This is a genomic window from Maledivibacter sp. (genome assembly GCA_025210375.1).
Lineage (GTDB): Bacteria > Bacillota > Clostridia > Peptostreptococcales > Caminicellaceae > JAOASB01.
The window spans coordinates 1-15,843 of record JAOASB010000033.1; the positions used below are offsets into that span (position 1 = coordinate 1).

Below are 15,843 nucleotides of genomic sequence, written 5' to 3' on the forward strand. Positions count from 1 at the left end.
ACTTTCTTCGGTTTTTTATTAGCCAGGCACTTCCGATAAACGCCTCAAACTTTCTTCGGTTTTTTATTAGCCAGGCACTTCCGATAAACGCCTCAACTTTAATAAAATTGTATCATTTTTACATTTTTCTGTCAACATGAAATCATATGCAGTACCTTAATTTGGCTAATAGACACTTATGAGGTGCCCTATTTTTATTTTTCCTATTTTTTTTCATTATATTCATAACATATATATACGGTGAATTAATACCATATGATTTTGAAATATGTAAAATCATTTCAAAACTTTGGTGAATAGTTAACACACATCTGGGATAAGGATTATCCCAGTAACAAATTTATGATATTTGCTCCTTTATTTGATTTTCTCCTCCATATACATCCTTAAGTATATACTTAACTACACTATCCTCTTCATTTCTACCTATTATTTCCTTAGCATGTTTTTTTAGCTCAGCTTTAGCATTTTTCACAGCCACTGCTTTGTCTGCCATCTTAAACATATGCACATCATTTACCTCATCGCCAAAAACAATTGTTTCATGATTATTTAAATCCATCGTGTTTCTTAAGGTTTGAATTGCCCTGGCCTTTGTAGCTTTTTTGTCGTGTATTGATAACCAATACCAACCGGGAGAATATTTGTTTTCCATGATGTGGATTTCAAGTGCATGAGCATACCTATATTTCAATTCCTTTTCTAGCTCTATTAGTTTTTCTTTCTTGTTAATAATGGTAAAGCATACTATATGTTCCTTTACTATCTTTCTAAAATCATTTACCCGACGTAATCTTTTGTCATTCATCCTTATTCTGTCATTTAAATACCACTCCATACCATAATTATTTGTTTCCCTATAGTATAGATTGTTTTTTTCTCCATCAAATGTTGATACATATGGAATACCATTATACTTATCCATTAAAGTTAAAAGATCGAAGCATAACTCACTATGGATATCATTAATTATTAGATGCTCTCCCGTATTAAAATCTGAGATATATGCCCCGTTAAATTCTATTACCGGCAGTTTAAAAGGTAGTCCTTTAAGTATCCTTTGTATAGAATAAATACTTCTAGCACTTGCTATGGTAAAGTTTATTCCCCTATTAATAATTTCTATTAAATTCTTTCTTGAATACTCCGAAAGGGTTGCATCATTTCTAAGTAATGTACCATCCAAATCACTAATATATATCTTACCCATTTCAGCCCCCAATATTAATAGAGCAAATTGCATAATTACTTTCTATAAAAATCATCTAATATATAGATTTCCCAAAGTTAAACTTAATTTATACATCTCAAAATATCCGATGCTTCTAGGGATTTTTGATGTGTATAAATTAACTGTTTAACTGGAATATCTATAGGATTTTAAAATCCCAATAGCTATACCATCAAATATACTTATCTCTTAAGCAATTAAATCAAGGATGATATTCCCATATTAGACTTAGCCAAGTAAGCGTTATGCAATTTCCTCAATAAATTATATGATTGTATTTTATTATAACATAATATATTATTACAGATGAGTGGGTAGTCAATAAGAAAGGAAATGAAAAAAATGGTATCTAATACAAGACACTTTAAAATATTGTATTTCTTTTTCTATTTTACAATTGCAATATTTTCTGGATTTACAATCGCTTATCTAAATGGCTTAGGTTTTAGTGCTACACAGGTGGGCTTCTTCATGTCGCTGTTATACTTTTTTGGTTTTCTAGGGCAATTCATAACTGGGTATATATGTGACCTTAAAAATACAATAAAGAAGGTATATTTTTTATGGATGATTTTCTTAACTGTCTTGATTTTTTTCTTTTTTAAGCTCCATGTGCCCGTTAAGCAAGCAATCTTTATCTCAATGATAGGATTTTTCCAATCTTCGATTATGGCTTTGTTAGATAGTTGGGTTCTTGAAAGCAATGATAGTATTAAGAATGACTTCGGCCCAATACGAGCCTTTGGATCTATTGGCTGGGGTATTTCCACATTACTGATTGGCAAAATAATAGACAAATTTGGTTGGGATATAGTAGGAATTTTATATATTGTATTTGCATCAATTGTTTTGATAATAACATATAATACAAAGGATGCCAAGGAAACAAAACAGGAAAAGGAACAAGTTGATTCTGATTTAGGAATTGCTACATTAAAAAAACTGTTTAAAAATAAACCCTATGTACAATTAATTACAATCTTTTTTCTACTATATATATCATTTCATTGCGTTGCAATGTTTTCTGTGATTTTAATAGAAAATTTCGGAGGCAACAAATCCGACATCGGTCTTTTTTTACTTGTAGCTGCCTTTAGTGAGGTTCCCATACTTTTAAACGCTAAAGGGCTAATGAAGAGATTCAATTTACCTGTGTTATTAGTTATATCTTCAGCATTCTTTCTTATAAGGACATTGTTAACCGCCTTTAGCAATAGTGTGTTTTCAATAATACTATTATCAACTCTACAAATGCCCTCATTTAGTATTTTTGTTTTTATAGCTAAATATTTAATAGATGAAGTGAGTCCCCATAGCTTAAAGACCTCATCCCAGACCATAGCCATGGCTGTATCGGGAGGCTTGAGCGGAATAATATCCTTAAACACTTCAGGCTATTTGGCCGATAGGCTTGGTATTCAGAAGCTGTTATTTATAATAACTGGATTATGTGCAATAGCACTGATCCTAAGTATTAAATATCTTTTAAGCTACTCCCTATATACCAAGAAAATAAATGGGATTGAAAGTAAATAGATAGGGTAAACCCTCAGAGGTTTTATAGTCCCTCCGAGGGTTTATTGTGGTTTAAATAATTTATCACATCTTTAAAGCTTTCATATTTTATATATTTTATTCCCTTTTCATCACAATACTTGGCTAAGTAGCTTTTAGCAAATAATACATCGGCATTTGCGGCCACACACCTGTCAGAATATCCATCCCCTACATATATAATCTCATCCGAATTCTTCTTCAGCCTATTGTAGATTTCTGTTTTACATGTTCCGCATTTCCCACAGTTTTTAGATTCATGGGGAAACTGTAAATTGTAATTTCCTTCATCATCAAAGAAAAAGTTATTGCTATAAATCTCTATATCCTTTATGCCATTTTTGTTTAATACCGTATTGATATTAAAATCAAATCCGTCACTAACTATGTATATGCCATAAGCATTTTCCCTACAAAGTTCAATGAACCGAGAAAAATAATCATCGATTTCAATGGTCTCAAGGAAGCTTTTAAGTCTAACCTCATTAAAATCCATTAATCCGAAAAGTATGTTACAGCAATCTTGAGTTGATAATTCCCCCTTAGCCCATTCTTCATCAAGACTTCGCCAATCTCGGGTCGCAAATTCGTTGGTTACAGCTACACATGTATCCCTCTTAGTAATTGTTCCATCAAAGTCAACCATAATAGTCCTTTTCATTTGTGCATCTCCTTTATCGGTTACAAGTTACATGTTCCAAGTTGTAGGTTTTGGGTCATTATTAGAGGAAAAAAATAAGTAAAACTAACACTAAAAACTATAGCTTTACCTAATATATTAAATCTACAACTTATCCATCTATATTAAACATTCCTCTATATACGTCAGTATCCTTTCCTTTTCCAATGGAATTTTCCCAAAGAATATGGCTTTTTTAACTGAATCTATGAGTTCACCAATAATTGTTTTATCTTCTATCTCAAAATTTTTTAATATATCATTTCCATTTATGGTACTCGATATATCTTCAAGCTTTCTAAACCTTGTCAAATAATTATTAGCAAGATATTCTGCATGCACCTTATACATACCCATTTCTTCATGGGGCTTTAAAAGCTGTCTTGTGGATATAATATCCGCAAGGCCTATTAGTATAATATCCAATGTACTTTCTCCAAAGTTTTTAAATAAATCATATAAGGCTCTTCCACTTACATCGTTTGTTTTATAAAGTGTCAAGGGCCACATATGCTCCCTAACAATCTTGCACAAAAACTTTTTCTCTATCCTTTTAAGCCTCAGTCTATCAGAAATATCCGCCATAATTTCTTCCCCAGCGATTTCATGTCCTTTGAACCTAACCCTACCCGTTTCATCCACCCATCTAGCCTTTGGCTTTCCTATATCATGGAATAGGGCTGCAAGTTTTATAAGTTGAATTCTAGCATGTTCATTATCCATGATTTGACTTGTATGCTTCTCATATGCCTTTCTAAGATGGTCTTCAAAGTAACCATCTGCATATATAATTTTCTCAATGGTTTTCATAGTGTGAAGGGAATGGGTCCAAGAATCTACCACGTGATATTTACATCTACCTACATTTTTCATTGGCTCAATTTCAGGAAATATCTTACCCAGTAAAGTAAGGTGCTTATCCATAAAATTAAAGTAGTAGTATGACCTTTTGAAAGCCAATATTTTGAAAAGCTCATTTCCTATTCTTTCACCTGAAACTTCTTTTATTCTATAGCTATTCCTTTTTATAAGTTCAAGAGTGTTGTCGGACATATCAAAATTTAATTCTGCCATAAGCCTAACTGCACCTATAAGTCTTACTGGATCTTCAAGATAAACATTTTCATCTACTTCTTTAATAATCCGATTTTTTATATCCTTTAATCCTCCATAGGGATCGATCACATCACCAAAATCTGCTTTTTCATCTTTAACCTCAATGGCCATAGCATTTATCGTAAAATCTCTTTTAGATAAATCTTCATATATATCCTTCCCATTCATAGTACAAAAGTCTATCACTGTTCCTTTATTGTCATCATTATCTAGTACTACTCTTACTCTCCCATTTTCTTTATCTAAGCTTATACATCTCCCATTATTTCTATGGGCTAGTTCATGAGCTAAGCCGTATATCTCTTCTAAAGTTACTATATCAAAATCTACAATTTCTTTTTTAGTAAGATAATCTCTAACAGCATTTCCCACTATATATATTTTCTTCTGGGTTAACTTACTTATCTCTTTAATATATTCGTTAGTGAAAACCAATTTATTCACTCCCAATCATTTATAGATAATGAACCTGGAATTGTAGATAGAATTGAGAAAAGCAACTATAAGAGTTCCTATTAGACAAAGTATATATTCCCATAATTTACTTGGTAAATTTGTATTTTATCCAATTTATTAACCCTCAAGGTCGCTTATCTTTAACTTTATTTAATCTTAAACCTTTTAAATAATCATGTCAATGTCACTAAAATATAGATACATATATCACTTATCCATTGATTTATCTCTTTTCTATTTGAATCAAACTATAGGGATTTATTTATTGGGAAATTTTTCTTAGATTTTTTTTAAAATAAATTGGTTTTTTAGGTTGACTTTTATTGGTAGTTCTGGTATTATTTAAAGTGAGAAATATGTCGAAAGATGTCTAAAGGAGGATTTTTTTGATGAAATCTACAGGAATAGTTAGAAAGGTAGACGAGCTTGGAAGAATTGTTATACCTAAGGAACTAAGAAAAACTTTTAATATTGGTGAAAAAGATGCACTAGAAATTTTTGTCGATGGCCCACAGATCATTTTAAAGAAATATGAACCTGCATGTATATTCTGTGGACAAGCTAAGAACAACATCAATTACAAAGGTAAAAACATTTGTCCAGATTGCGTAGTAGAACTAAAGGAATCAAAATAGGCTAAAAAGTTATAAAAACCTATAACCATTTCAGACTGTTGACAAAAGCCCAATTTCTATGTTGCTTATTACTTCTAATGCTATCGAACTTGAACTTTTGTCAAAGCCTGATATATGGTTGACTTTTTCAGCAATCTGAAATGCTTGTGGTAATCAATGCCCAAGCATTTTTTATTTCTATGCATTCCCTATAAGTTATAACCATTACAGTCAAAAGTTTAATTTAACCTAAGCTCTCCATATCTAATTCTTCCAAATCCCAAAGTATCTTATCCAATTCTATATCAAATACCCTTGATACCACCTCAAGACTCTCTGTTTCAGCTGCTAAACAACCTTGACATGGAAGTCCATATGCTTTAAAAACCTGAAGAACCCTAGGGTCAGTAAATAATATCTGAGAAATTGTCATATCCTTATTATATCTCATCTATATATAACCAACATAAAAAATTTAAAATGTATTTTAAGGAAAATCATGAATATTTATGCATATTCGTAAAATACATTTCACTTGAAAAGCCGGTTATTTTAATCCCCCCAATATCATATTATTCCATATAGGTTGTACATTTTCCTTTAATGTCTATATTTCAATACCATGCTTGTACACTTCCCTTTTTGGGATATTCCTTTCCTTAGCTACTTGCTTGATTGCCTCTTTTTTAGCTAATCCTTTATCCATATATGATACTATATGATCCTCTATAGAAAGATTTTCAAAACTTCTATCCTTACGCCCCTCTATACTCCCACCTTCAACTAAAAGTACAAATTCTCCCTTTGGAGCATTTTCTTTAAAATGCTTTATTACATGGGAAATATTGCCTCTAATTATTTCCTCATACTTTTTAGTGAGTTCTCTGGCTATGGCCATATTTCTATTTTCTAGTATTTGTTCCATATCCTTCAATGTATCCATAAGCCTATGGGGAGACTCATAAAAAATGAGGGTTCTATCATCGGTACTCAATATTTCCAGTCTTTCACGTCTCTTTTTCTTATTCCTATCTAAAAACCCCTCAAAGGCAAATTTAGCACTAGATAACCCAGATGCCACTAAAGCCGTTAGTACAGCATTTGCTCCAGGCAGCACCTCTACCTTTATTTCATTTTCAATGCAAAGTCTTATTAGGTCTTCACCTGGATCAGATATCCCCGGCATCCCAGCATCGCTAACTAATGCAATTTTATGACCTTCCTTTAATTTCTCAATAAGCTGGGGCCCTTTTTTAATCTTATTGTGTTCATGATAGCTTGTGAGGGGTTTACTGATTTCATAATGATTCAATAATTTGATAGTATGTCTAGTGTCTTCAGCGGCAATCAAATCAACAGTCTTTAAAGTATTTAAGACCCTTATGGTGATATCTTCTAGATTACCTATTGGAGTCGCACAAATATATAGTTTACCACGATGTATCTCCATGTCCTTTTCTCCTTTACTTGTTCACTAGCTGCTTGCTATTAGCTATCTATTCTTTCCTTTCCATATATATCATAGATTTCATCGGTATAGCTTCCATCTTCTTTATAGACATATAAGGGGTCTAAAAATTTCAGCTCCGGCTTTGCAGCCTTGATACATTTTAATAATAAAAGATTTGGTTTCTTATTTTTATTTGGATGTATAAATCTAAGCTTTTTGGGCTCAAGCTTATATGTTCTACATAAGCACATTATATCCGCTAATCTCTGGGGTCTATGAACTAAATAGAAATGCCCATTATGCTTTAGTAGTCTGCTTGCTGTTTTAATAACATCCTCTAATGTACACTTTATTTCATGCCTTGATATGGCTTTTAAATCTTCGGGATTTTTTAGCCCACCCCCTGAATTCATATATGGTGGATTAGATACAACTACATCAATAGAATTTACTTCTATTAAGCCCTCTATAATTTTAAGGTCTTCATTTATTATCTCTATCCTTTTTTCTAGATTATTTAATTTTACACTTCTAGAGGCCATATTGGCAACTTCTTTTTGAATCTCTATGCCATAGATTTTTTTTGCATTACTTTTCCCGGCTATAATTATGGGCATAATTCCTGTACCTGTTCCTAAATCCACAACCTTGGCATCGCGTTTCACCTCACAAAAATTGCCTAGAAGTACTGCATCTACACCAAAACAAAACCCTTTAGGGTTTTGTATAATTTTAAGACCTTTACATTGAAGATCATCTATTCTTTCATTTTCCCTTAATAAAGCTTCATCCATTATTCTCTCTCCAATCAATTTTATCTCCAAGTTCTAAGTGACAAGCTTTAAGCATTTTTGAAAGCCCATCAAGAATGACAATAAAACTTAGAACTTAGAACTTTAAACTTAGAACCTTATTTCATCCCTGCTTCTATCTGTTGCTTTATCATTTCTTCACTCATACTTCGCCTTACAAAATTTACAATAATGCCATCCCTATTGATGATATAGGTGGTTGGGATAGCTGATATTCTATATTTTTCTGAAACACTACCATCCTTGTCATATAAAACAGGAAAGGTGTATTTATTTTCATTCAAAAAATTATTAACACCCTCTATTCCATTTTTCTCGGAAGCCGTGATATTAACGGCTAGTATTACTACATCCTTATCTTTATATTCCTCGTATACTTTTTGCATATGGGGCATTTCCATCTTACAGGGTCCACACCATGAAGCCCAAAAGTTTAAAAACACAACCTTACCCTTTAGGGATGATAGACTTATCTCATTTCCTTCCCTATCAAGTAATAAAAAATCATATGCTTTATTTCCGACGAAAATCCCTTCTCTTATTTCTGCATCGTCCTTTGTTTCTCCTTCATCATTTTCATTTTTGCTTGTATTTTTTTCAATGTCTTTTTCCTCTTTATTTGTAGTTTCCGATTTGTCAGTTTGCTCATTGTCTTCTTTTACACATCCCGAAATTAAAGATACAGATAGCAGTAGAATTACTAATATGCTAAAAATTTTTTTCATCATATCACCTCATTCTAAATTATTCATGAAAATATTGATGAGATTGCATTTAAATTATTAGTATATAATAATGTTCCCATAATTATCAGTAAAATCCCACTTATCACTTTTATTATCTTTAGGTTCTTATCTAAATTGTTAATCCTTTGGAGTACTAGATTTAAAAATAAAGCTGTTATGAGAAAGGGTATGCTGAAGCCCAGGGAATAAATAATCAGAAGATATATGCCTTTTCCATAGGTTTCTAAACCAGCTGCCATCATAAGTACGGATCCAAGAATTGGCCCTATACAAGGAGTCCAGCCAAAGCTAAATGCCATACCTAATAGTATTGAATTAATAAATTTAGGTTTTTCAGCATTAAAGTTAAATTTTCTTTCCATATTGAGGAAGCTTAGATTGATAATTCCTAAATGGTGTATTCCAAAAACTATGACTATTATACCCCCAGCTTTTCTGATTATATTATTATTAAAATATAAAAATTTTCCAAAGGCTGTGGCTGTAGCCCCAAGTATTGTAAAGACTATGCTTAATCCCAATAAAAATCCTATGGAATTAATTAGAATCGATTTTCTGGCTGCTCCTTCTTCTATTTCTTCTAATGACTCTCCCGTTAAATAGGTTAAATATATAGGCATTAATGGTAATATACAGGGTGATAAAAAAGAAGCCATTCCCTGTAAAAATACTACTATAGCCGATATGTTATCATTCAATAAAACATACCCCCCGTTAGTATGGCGTTTAAATTTATCATACTATATTCCTACCCAATTTTAAGGATTAAAAACTAATAAAGAAGACCCCACTATTATATAAGGGTCTTCTTTGTTCTAGTCTTGAGGATGGGGGGCATCTACTGGGCACACATTGGCACAAGCCCCACAATCAATACATCCAGATGCATCAATAATATATATATTATCTCCAGCACTAATTACATCAACAGGACATTCCGGCTGACATGCCCCACAACTAATACAATTGTCATTAATGAAATACGCCATAATTTATTTCACCTCCAAGAAATTGTTTTTAATCCATTTCCTTTCGTAATAAATTATGTCCACTTGTAATACTTTTTATTATATTTTTATTCATAGATATCTTCTATATGGTCTATATCTAATTTTTCTTCTGTTTTGGGCTTACAAAGTCTCTCAATTTCTTGCTTATGGAATATATATATATCGTCACTTAAATCCATATAATGTCTTTCTTTATTTTCTTTAACTATAAGTCTTACCTTAACGGATTCAAGCAATACATTATTGTCAATAACAATTCCCTCCCCTTCAGGAGTTTTTATTCTTTCTCCTTGGTTAGGTAATCCCTTTCTTAGCTCTGTATAGCTTTCATACTCATATCTCAAGCAGCACATAAGTCTTCCACATATTCCTGATATCTTTGTGGGATTAAGGGATAAACTTTGCTCCTTTGCCATCTTTATAGATACGGGCTCAAACTCTCCAAGCCATGTAGAACAGCAAAGACTTACTCCACAAGGACCTATTCCACCTATCATCTTAGCTTCGTCTCTAACACCTATTTGCCTAAGTTCTATTCTTGTCCTAAAAACGGAAGCCAAATCCTTAACCAACTCTCTAAAATCCACTCTACCATCGGCAGTAAAGTAAAATATAACCTTATTATTGTCAAAGGTATATTCTACATCAATAAGCTTCATCTCTAAGCCATGCTCTTCAATTTTTTCTAAGCATATTTCAAAAGCCTTTGTTTCCTTTTCATTATTCTCTTTATTTATGATTTCATCTTCTAATGTAGCAATTCTTAAAACCTTTTTTAGGGGAGAAACTATTTCTTCTTCTGATATTTCCTTTGAGCCTACTACTACTTCTCCAAACTCTATGCCCCTTGCCGTCTCTACAATTACATTTTGTCCTTTTTCTACATCTATATCGTCGGGATCAAAGTAATATATTTTTCCTGCTTTTTTGAATCTTACTCCTATAACCCTTACCATAAATTATACCTCCTGTAAATTTAAAAGCATCGTCTCTATGCTTAGACCAAAATTCACATTTGATCCTATATTCTTTCTGGTCTTTTCTACAATATCTATGGATTTTCCAAGTTTTTCACAGGATACTGTATTTGTATGAATTCTTAATATATTTATTTTATCTATATTTAATAGATACTTTTCTTCTCCTGTTTCCACTAACAACAATAAATCCCTAAACCAAATACTAAAGAAATCCAATAGTTCTCCAATATACTCCTTATTCTTAACAAAAAAGTCTACATAATCCAAAAGCTTTAATTTATCTCCTCTAATAACCTCATCTATTATATCTAAAGTCGTCCCTCGTCTACTATTGAATTCTTCCGATTCATACAAACTTATAGCTCTGCCTATTGAGCCGTCGGAAAAGCCTGCAAATATTGATAAATTCTCATCTTTAATATTATAATTTTCCTTAAGATAATCTTCTATTATTTTTTTTTGTATTCTATTAAATTTAATAGTTTGACTTCTAGATTTTATAGTGGGAAGTAAACCATGAGAATTTTCAGCAATTAGAATAATCATACCATACCCTGGTGGTTCTTCCAATATCTTTAAAAGTCTATTTTGGGCACTTGTAGTCATAGTATGGGATGCCTCTATTATAAATATTTTTTTATTGCTTTCATAGGGTCTCAAAAGAATATTATTTTGAAACTCCTCAATTTGTTTATTTTTTATACTATTTCCCTCTGGTTTAATTATATTTATATCGGGGTGGTTATTATTATTTACCTTAATACAAGAAGAACATGTTTCGCATCCAAAATTCTCATTTTTACAATTTATAGCCTTAGCGAATTCTACAGCTGTCAGTATTTTCCCCACCCCAGCTTGTCCCTCAAAAATATACGCATGGGCAAGCTTGTCTCTTTTTATTGCAGTCTTAAGGAAGCTTATTATTTTATCATGTCCTATGATTTTTTCAAATCCCAAAGCTTACAATCCTTTCTATAATATAGGGTTTTCATAGTATAGCTTATACATATCCAAAACCTCGATGGATTAACAAGTTTTGGATATGTGTAGATTAATAGCTTTACCTGAATCTCTATATCATCTTATACTTTCTCGAATCTTTCTATATCAACAACAAATATTGTAGCTCCCCCTACTAACACCTCAATAGGGATAGGTATATAATTAGAATTATCTCCTAGCATGGGAGCTGTTGTTGTTATTTCCTTCCTTGTTTTGCTAACATCTTTAATGATTTTTATTACTTCATCTACCTTTTCCCTTTGAACCCCTGTAAAAAGCGTTGTGTTTCCTGACCTTAAAAATCCCCCTGTGGAAGCCAGCTTAGTAACACCAAAGTTTGCTTCAGTAAGCTTTTGGGTTACCCCATGGGCGTCCTCATCATGAACTATAGCAATAACAAGCTTCATTCTACTTCCCCCTCTTTTTTAAGTTTTAATTAAAACTTCAATTTATTCTCAACAATTTTTACAATATCCTTATACAATTCTTCTATGGATTTAGAAGCATCCACGCCTATTATCCTCTGTGGATATAAGCTTTCAAGCTTAAGATATCCTTCATAAACCTTATTATGAAATTCAAGCTTTTCCATATCCAATCTATTACATTCATCGGATGAAAATTTTCTATTCAAGCCTAGCTCTGGTGAAAGCTTCATTAAAAAGGTTATATCTGGCTGGGTTCCTGCTGTAGCCATATCGTTAATCTTCTTGATAAAGTCTATACCTAAATTTCTTCCTATACCTTGATATACTATACTGGAGTCCACAAATCTATCACATATAATCGCTTTACCCTCTAAAAGTGCTGGTTTTATTATCTGAGCAACATGCTGAGCCCTTGAAGCAGCATATAGTAATGCCTCTGTTATTTTATCCATTTCCATATTATTTTTATCTAGTATAACATTTCTAATCTGTTCACTTATATTTGTTCCACCGGGTTCTCTGGTTATCAATATATCATAACCCTTTTCCTTAAAGTACTTTTCTAATAGTTTAATCTGAGTTGTTTTTCCTGATCCATCTGGCCCTTCAAAGGTTATGAATACACCGCTCATAATATCCCTCTCTCTATTTTATGACATTTATTGTATTTAAAGACCTATCACTTGTTCCAATTATATTTATTTCTAAACCCTTAAGTATCTTAGCATATTCTATTATTTCTTGACTAATCACTTCACCAGGACAAACCAAAGGAATTCCCGGTGGATAGGGTATTATATATTCTCCACTAATTCTTCCACCGCTCTGGATAAAGGGTATACTTTTTTTCTCCCTATACACAGCATCCCTAGGTAAAAGCTCTACCTTAGGAATCATGAAGCTAAATTCCGGCATCTCATTTTTCTTATGGGCAATCCTTCTATCGTCATGTATTGATTTGAGAGACCTAGCTAGCCTTTCAAAGTCATGCTTATCATTTGCTATAGAAGATACTGCAAGTACATTATATATATCGGCCATCTCAACTTGAATACTGTACTTTTCCCTTAGAATTTCTTCAAGCTTAATGCCATCAATACCTATTTCCTTCATATTGATAGTAAGCTTTGTGATATCTATATCCTTCACACCGTAGCTTCCTATGATTTCCTTAGAAAAGATATCTAATCCCTCAGTTTTATCTATAGCTTCTCTAAAATCCTTAATATTGCCTATGAGCTTTTGCATCAAGTAATTTCCTTCTTCAGCCACTATATTTACTGCCATATCTAAGGCCGCCATGAGCAAATATGATGGACTACTACTTTGATTTAATGATAGCATAAATTTAAGCTTATCAATATCTATTCTTTTACCCTTGACATGAAGCATAGAGCTTTGGGTGAGGGAGGGTAATGTCTTATGGGTACTATGAACAACTATATCCGCGCCTGCATCCAAGGCTGATATAGGAAGGTCCTCACTCAGCTTAAGATGGGCTCCATGGGCTTCGTCCACAAGCAATATCTTATTATTGTTATGAACTATTTCAGCTATTTTTTCTATATCACTACATATTCCATAATAATTTGGATATGTTATAAGGACCGCCTTTGCATCGGGATTGTCTTTTATTGCACCTTCAATAGCTTCAGCAGTGATAGCCATACTTAAAAACAGCTTAGAACATATTTGGGGCTTAACATAAATAGGTTCTACCCCTCCAAGTATCATTCCACTTATAACAGATTTATGACAATCCCTTGGCACTATTATTTTATCTCCGGGATTTGTAGCAGCCATTATCATAGAAATAATACCTGAAGTAGTTCCATTAACTAGAAAAAAGGTATGATCTCCACCATAAAAATCCTTGGCCCTTTCCTGTGCTTCCTTTATCATTCCCTCCGGTGCATGTAAATTATCTGATCCAGGTATTTCTGTAATATCAAATTTACCTATATTCTCAATTCTCTCTAAATTATATTTTTTGAATATTTTCCCACCTTTGTGGCCAGGGACATGAAATGAAATCATATTTCTTCTTGAAAGTCCTTCTAATTCTTTCAGAATAACGGGTTTTTTCAAAGATACCCCTTCCCTTCAAAGAATTTTATAAATATTTATAATTTTGCAATTTTTTCTACGATTTGGGAATAATCTTAATATACAGCATTCCTATATATATCATATATTAATTATATCTTAAAGGAGGGTGTAAATGAAAGGCTATACTCCTATAACTACTTTAAAAGATTTTATTTATACATATTCTCCCCATAGAAGTGACACAGAAATCGCTTATTTACTTAATATAAGTGAAAAGGATATAAAAACAATCCGGGAGGAACTCAAAAAAAAAGCTGATGATAATAATCTAAAGCTTTAAAGGAAACTAAAAATTTTAAAGGGTTAATAGCTTAAGAGCTAATAACCCCTTCGTTTTTTTTAGTCTCCTCAAAATTACGTTTTAAAGCATTCAAAAAAGCCTCATTTGGTTCAAAAATAAGTCTGTAGGTTTTATTCTCTTTTAAAAATTCAATGGAATACCAGTTGTTCTTATCATTATCTATAACAAATCTATACTCTTTTATATCCTTAAAGGTCTCATCGGATTCATCGTATGGTTTAAGGCTGACAACATCCTTAGGTTTAATATGGAAGAATACGTGATTTGATCTACCTATAACTCTTTCCACCATTAATTCATCTTCTATTATTCTATAGTTATAAAAGGCTAAGTTCTTATACAATATATATCCACAAATTATAGAACATAGGATAAGGGATAGCATTGCAGCTACACTTCCATATGATGCCCCATACCGGCTGAAAAAATCAATAGCTACATTCATTATCACAACAGTAACAACAATCATAGCCAATATTTTCCAAAAACTTATATTCTTTTTCCTTACCGTTTGCTTAAATATTGGTGACATAAAAAAACTCCCTACTTATATTTTGTAGTAAATATTTGAAATATCAAAGCCATCATTCGATCCAGTTTTATCTAAAAAAATTATTATTGAGAAAGTTGCATAATATATATAGTAGATGATTTTTACAGAAGGTAATTATGCAATTTGCTCTATCATTGATAAACAACATTAAGACTTAAAATATATTAAACCTTGAAGTTGTTTATCTTTAATAACATATTATCATTAATCTCAAATAATTACAACTTTTTAGGTAGTTTCAGCTATTCCATTTAATATTTCTAAAAAAAAATAATCTACATAATTTCTATTGTAGACTATTTTGCGATCTTTAAGTATTCTTTTGTATAATAATCATTTTGCTTACCATCAGATTTGGATGACTTTTTTTTATCACTATTCATCACTTCATCGGCTGTACTTTTTACTATATAAAACTGAATGTAAGCAATTGGCAAACATAATAATATCAAGAATACTATTCTGAGGGATGTTTTTAAAACAGCCATAGTCTCACCATTCCTTTAAACTAAATTATTTTCATATAACTATTTATTCTATATTTATTTGAAATCTCCTTCATCGAAACCTTAGTTCTTTTGTACTATTTCATGTGTTTTTGTCTTTAAATGTAGAATTCATTATACTAAAACACACCATATAGTTGTTGATAAAATTTTATAACACTATATATATTCGACAGAATTGTGGAAAAATTGTGAATAAGTAAAAGCTATTCTTCTCCATAACCCTCTGAAAGGTAGATCATCACTTGATTTATGAGGTGTTCAGACTTATCCACAACTTGTAGGTAAATTTTCCT

The 15,843-nt window shown here is 31.8% G+C and carries 19 protein-coding genes; 3 read left to right on the forward strand and 16 right to left on the reverse strand.

Annotation, left to right across the window (positions count from 1 at the left end; genetic code table 11):
- Nucleotides 1-340: 340 nt before the first annotated feature.
- Nucleotides 341-1,210, reverse strand: coding sequence for an HAD family hydrolase (locus tag N4A68_11530; protein MCT4564925.1), 870 nt, complete (start codon nt 1,208-1,210; stop codon nt 341-343).
- Nucleotides 1,211-1,573: 363 nt separating this feature from the next.
- Here N4A68_11530 and N4A68_11535 point away from each other — a divergent pair, with 363 nt between their 5' ends.
- Nucleotides 1,574-2,767 (forward strand): MFS transporter, encoded by a 1,194-nt coding sequence (locus tag N4A68_11535; protein ID MCT4564926.1) that lies wholly within the window; start codon nt 1,574-1,576, stop codon nt 2,765-2,767.
- A gap of 22 nt (nt 2,768-2,789) precedes the next feature.
- On the opposite strand, the gene N4A68_11540 is transcribed toward N4A68_11535, so the two are convergent.
- Complete coding sequence (locus N4A68_11540; GenBank protein ID MCT4564927.1) at nt 2,790-3,446, reverse strand: MtnX-like HAD-IB family phosphatase; 657 nt, start codon at nt 3,444-3,446, stop codon at nt 2,790-2,792.
- A 138-nt stretch (nt 3,447-3,584) separates the two neighbouring features.
- Nucleotides 3,585-5,015, reverse strand: a complete 1,431-nt coding sequence (locus tag N4A68_11545; GenBank protein MCT4564928.1) for an HD domain-containing protein — start codon at nt 5,013-5,015, stop codon at nt 3,585-3,587.
- Between the two features lie 410 nt (nt 5,016-5,425).
- Between N4A68_11545 and N4A68_11550 the strand changes: the two genes are divergently transcribed.
- The gene (locus N4A68_11550; GenBank protein MCT4564929.1) at nt 5,426-5,671 is read left to right on the forward strand and encodes an AbrB/MazE/SpoVT family DNA-binding domain-containing protein; all 246 of its coding nucleotides are present in this window, start codon (nt 5,426-5,428) and stop codon (nt 5,669-5,671) included.
- Between the two features lie 223 nt (nt 5,672-5,894).
- Here the strand turns inward: N4A68_11550 and N4A68_11555 are convergent, their stop codons facing one another.
- The 11 genes from N4A68_11555 to N4A68_11605 form a co-directional block, all read right to left on the reverse strand.
- Nucleotides 5,895-6,101 carry a DUF1858 domain-containing protein gene (locus N4A68_11555; GenBank protein ID MCT4564930.1) on the reverse strand — a complete coding sequence of 69 codons (207 nt, stop codon included), beginning with the start codon at nt 6,099-6,101 and terminating at the stop codon, nt 5,895-5,897.
- Nucleotides 6,102-6,257: 156 nt separating this feature from the next.
- Nucleotides 6,258-7,100 (reverse strand): 16S rRNA (cytidine(1402)-2'-O)-methyltransferase, encoded by an 843-nt coding sequence (gene rsmI, locus N4A68_11560; protein ID MCT4564931.1) that lies wholly within the window; start codon nt 7,098-7,100, stop codon nt 6,258-6,260.
- Nucleotides 7,101-7,138: 38 nt separating this feature from the next.
- The gene (locus N4A68_11565) at nt 7,139-7,894 is read right to left on the reverse strand and encodes a tRNA1(Val) (adenine(37)-N6)-methyltransferase (GenBank protein MCT4564932.1); all 756 of its coding nucleotides are present in this window, start codon (nt 7,892-7,894) and stop codon (nt 7,139-7,141) included.
- Nucleotides 7,895-8,010: 116 nt separating this feature from the next.
- Nucleotides 8,011-8,637, reverse strand: coding sequence for a TlpA family protein disulfide reductase (locus tag N4A68_11570; GenBank protein ID MCT4564933.1), 627 nt, complete (start codon nt 8,635-8,637; stop codon nt 8,011-8,013).
- A gap of 23 nt (nt 8,638-8,660) precedes the next feature.
- The gene (locus tag N4A68_11575) at nt 8,661-9,356 is read right to left on the reverse strand and encodes a cytochrome c biogenesis protein CcdA (GenBank protein ID MCT4564934.1); all 696 of its coding nucleotides are present in this window, start codon (nt 9,354-9,356) and stop codon (nt 8,661-8,663) included.
- A 117-nt stretch (nt 9,357-9,473) separates the two neighbouring features.
- Nucleotides 9,474-9,647, reverse strand: a complete 174-nt coding sequence (locus tag N4A68_11580) for a 4Fe-4S binding protein (protein ID MCT4564935.1) — start codon at nt 9,645-9,647, stop codon at nt 9,474-9,476.
- An 86-nt stretch (nt 9,648-9,733) separates the two neighbouring features.
- Nucleotides 9,734-10,624 carry a stage 0 sporulation family protein gene (locus N4A68_11585; protein MCT4564936.1) on the reverse strand — a complete coding sequence of 297 codons (891 nt, stop codon included), beginning with the start codon at nt 10,622-10,624 and terminating at the stop codon, nt 9,734-9,736.
- 3 nt (nt 10,625-10,627) lie between these two features.
- Nucleotides 10,628-11,605, reverse strand: coding sequence for a DNA polymerase III subunit delta' (gene holB, locus N4A68_11590; protein MCT4564937.1), 978 nt, complete (start codon nt 11,603-11,605; stop codon nt 10,628-10,630).
- Between the two features lie 125 nt (nt 11,606-11,730).
- On the reverse strand, nt 11,731-12,057 hold the full coding sequence (locus tag N4A68_11595) for a cyclic-di-AMP receptor (protein ID MCT4564938.1): 327 nt from the start codon (nt 12,055-12,057) through the stop codon (nt 11,731-11,733).
- 29 nt (nt 12,058-12,086) lie between these two features.
- Nucleotides 12,087-12,713, reverse strand: coding sequence for a dTMP kinase (gene tmk, locus N4A68_11600; GenBank protein ID MCT4564939.1), 627 nt, complete (start codon nt 12,711-12,713; stop codon nt 12,087-12,089).
- A 10-nt stretch (nt 12,714-12,723) separates the two neighbouring features.
- The gene (locus N4A68_11605; protein MCT4564940.1) at nt 12,724-14,166 is read right to left on the reverse strand and encodes an aminotransferase class I/II-fold pyridoxal phosphate-dependent enzyme; all 1,443 of its coding nucleotides are present in this window, start codon (nt 14,164-14,166) and stop codon (nt 12,724-12,726) included.
- A gap of 133 nt (nt 14,167-14,299) precedes the next feature.
- Here N4A68_11605 and N4A68_11610 point away from each other — a divergent pair, with 133 nt between their 5' ends.
- Entirely contained in the window at nt 14,300-14,467 is a 168-nt protein-coding gene (locus N4A68_11610) for a hypothetical protein (protein ID MCT4564941.1), read from the forward strand.
- A gap of 31 nt (nt 14,468-14,498) precedes the next feature.
- On the opposite strand, the gene N4A68_11615 is transcribed toward N4A68_11610, so the two are convergent.
- Both N4A68_11615 and N4A68_11620 read right to left on the reverse strand, forming a co-directional pair.
- On the reverse strand, nt 14,499-15,020 hold the full coding sequence (locus tag N4A68_11615; GenBank protein MCT4564942.1) for a hypothetical protein: 522 nt from the start codon (nt 15,018-15,020) through the stop codon (nt 14,499-14,501).
- Nucleotides 15,021-15,337: 317 nt separating this feature from the next.
- Complete coding sequence (locus N4A68_11620; protein ID MCT4564943.1) at nt 15,338-15,529, reverse strand: hypothetical protein; 192 nt, start codon at nt 15,527-15,529, stop codon at nt 15,338-15,340.
- Nucleotides 15,530-15,843 lie beyond the last annotated feature (314 nt).

Excerpts from the sequence above, each read along its gene's own strand:
- N4A68_11530 (MCT4564925.1), bottom strand. The coding sequence starts at position 1,210 with ATGGGTAAGATATATATTAGTGATTTGGATGGTACATTACTTAGAAAT.
- N4A68_11535 (MCT4564926.1), top strand. The coding sequence starts at position 1,574 with ATGGTATCTAATACAAGACACTTTAAAATATTGTATTTCTTTTTCTAT.
- N4A68_11540 (MCT4564927.1), bottom strand. The coding sequence starts at position 3,446 with ATGAAAAGGACTATTATGGTTGACTTTGATGGAACAATTACTAAGAGG.
- N4A68_11550 (MCT4564929.1), top strand. The coding sequence starts at position 5,426 with ATGAAATCTACAGGAATAGTTAGAAAGGTAGACGAGCTTGGAAGAATT.
- N4A68_11555 (MCT4564930.1), bottom strand. The coding sequence starts at position 6,101 with ATGAGATATAATAAGGATATGACAATTTCTCAGATATTATTTACTGAC.
- rsmI (MCT4564931.1), bottom strand. The coding sequence starts at position 7,100 with ATGGAGATACATCGTGGTAAACTATATATTTGTGCGACTCCAATAGGT.
- N4A68_11565 (MCT4564932.1), bottom strand. The coding sequence starts at position 7,894 with ATGGATGAAGCTTTATTAAGGGAAAATGAAAGAATAGATGATCTTCAA.
- N4A68_11570 (MCT4564933.1), bottom strand. The coding sequence starts at position 8,637 with ATGAAAAAAATTTTTAGCATATTAGTAATTCTACTGCTATCTGTATCT.
- N4A68_11580 (MCT4564935.1), bottom strand. The coding sequence starts at position 9,647 with ATGGCGTATTTCATTAATGACAATTGTATTAGTTGTGGGGCATGTCAG.
- N4A68_11585 (MCT4564936.1), bottom strand. The coding sequence starts at position 10,624 with ATGGTAAGGGTTATAGGAGTAAGATTCAAAAAAGCAGGAAAAATATAT.
- N4A68_11595 (MCT4564938.1), bottom strand. The coding sequence starts at position 12,057 with ATGAAGCTTGTTATTGCTATAGTTCATGATGAGGACGCCCATGGGGTA.
- N4A68_11610 (MCT4564941.1), top strand. The coding sequence starts at position 14,300 with ATGAAAGGCTATACTCCTATAACTACTTTAAAAGATTTTATTTATACA.
- N4A68_11615 (MCT4564942.1), bottom strand. The coding sequence starts at position 15,020 with ATGTCACCAATATTTAAGCAAACGGTAAGGAAAAAGAATATAAGTTTT.
- N4A68_11620 (MCT4564943.1), bottom strand. The coding sequence starts at position 15,529 with ATGGCTGTTTTAAAAACATCCCTCAGAATAGTATTCTTGATATTATTA.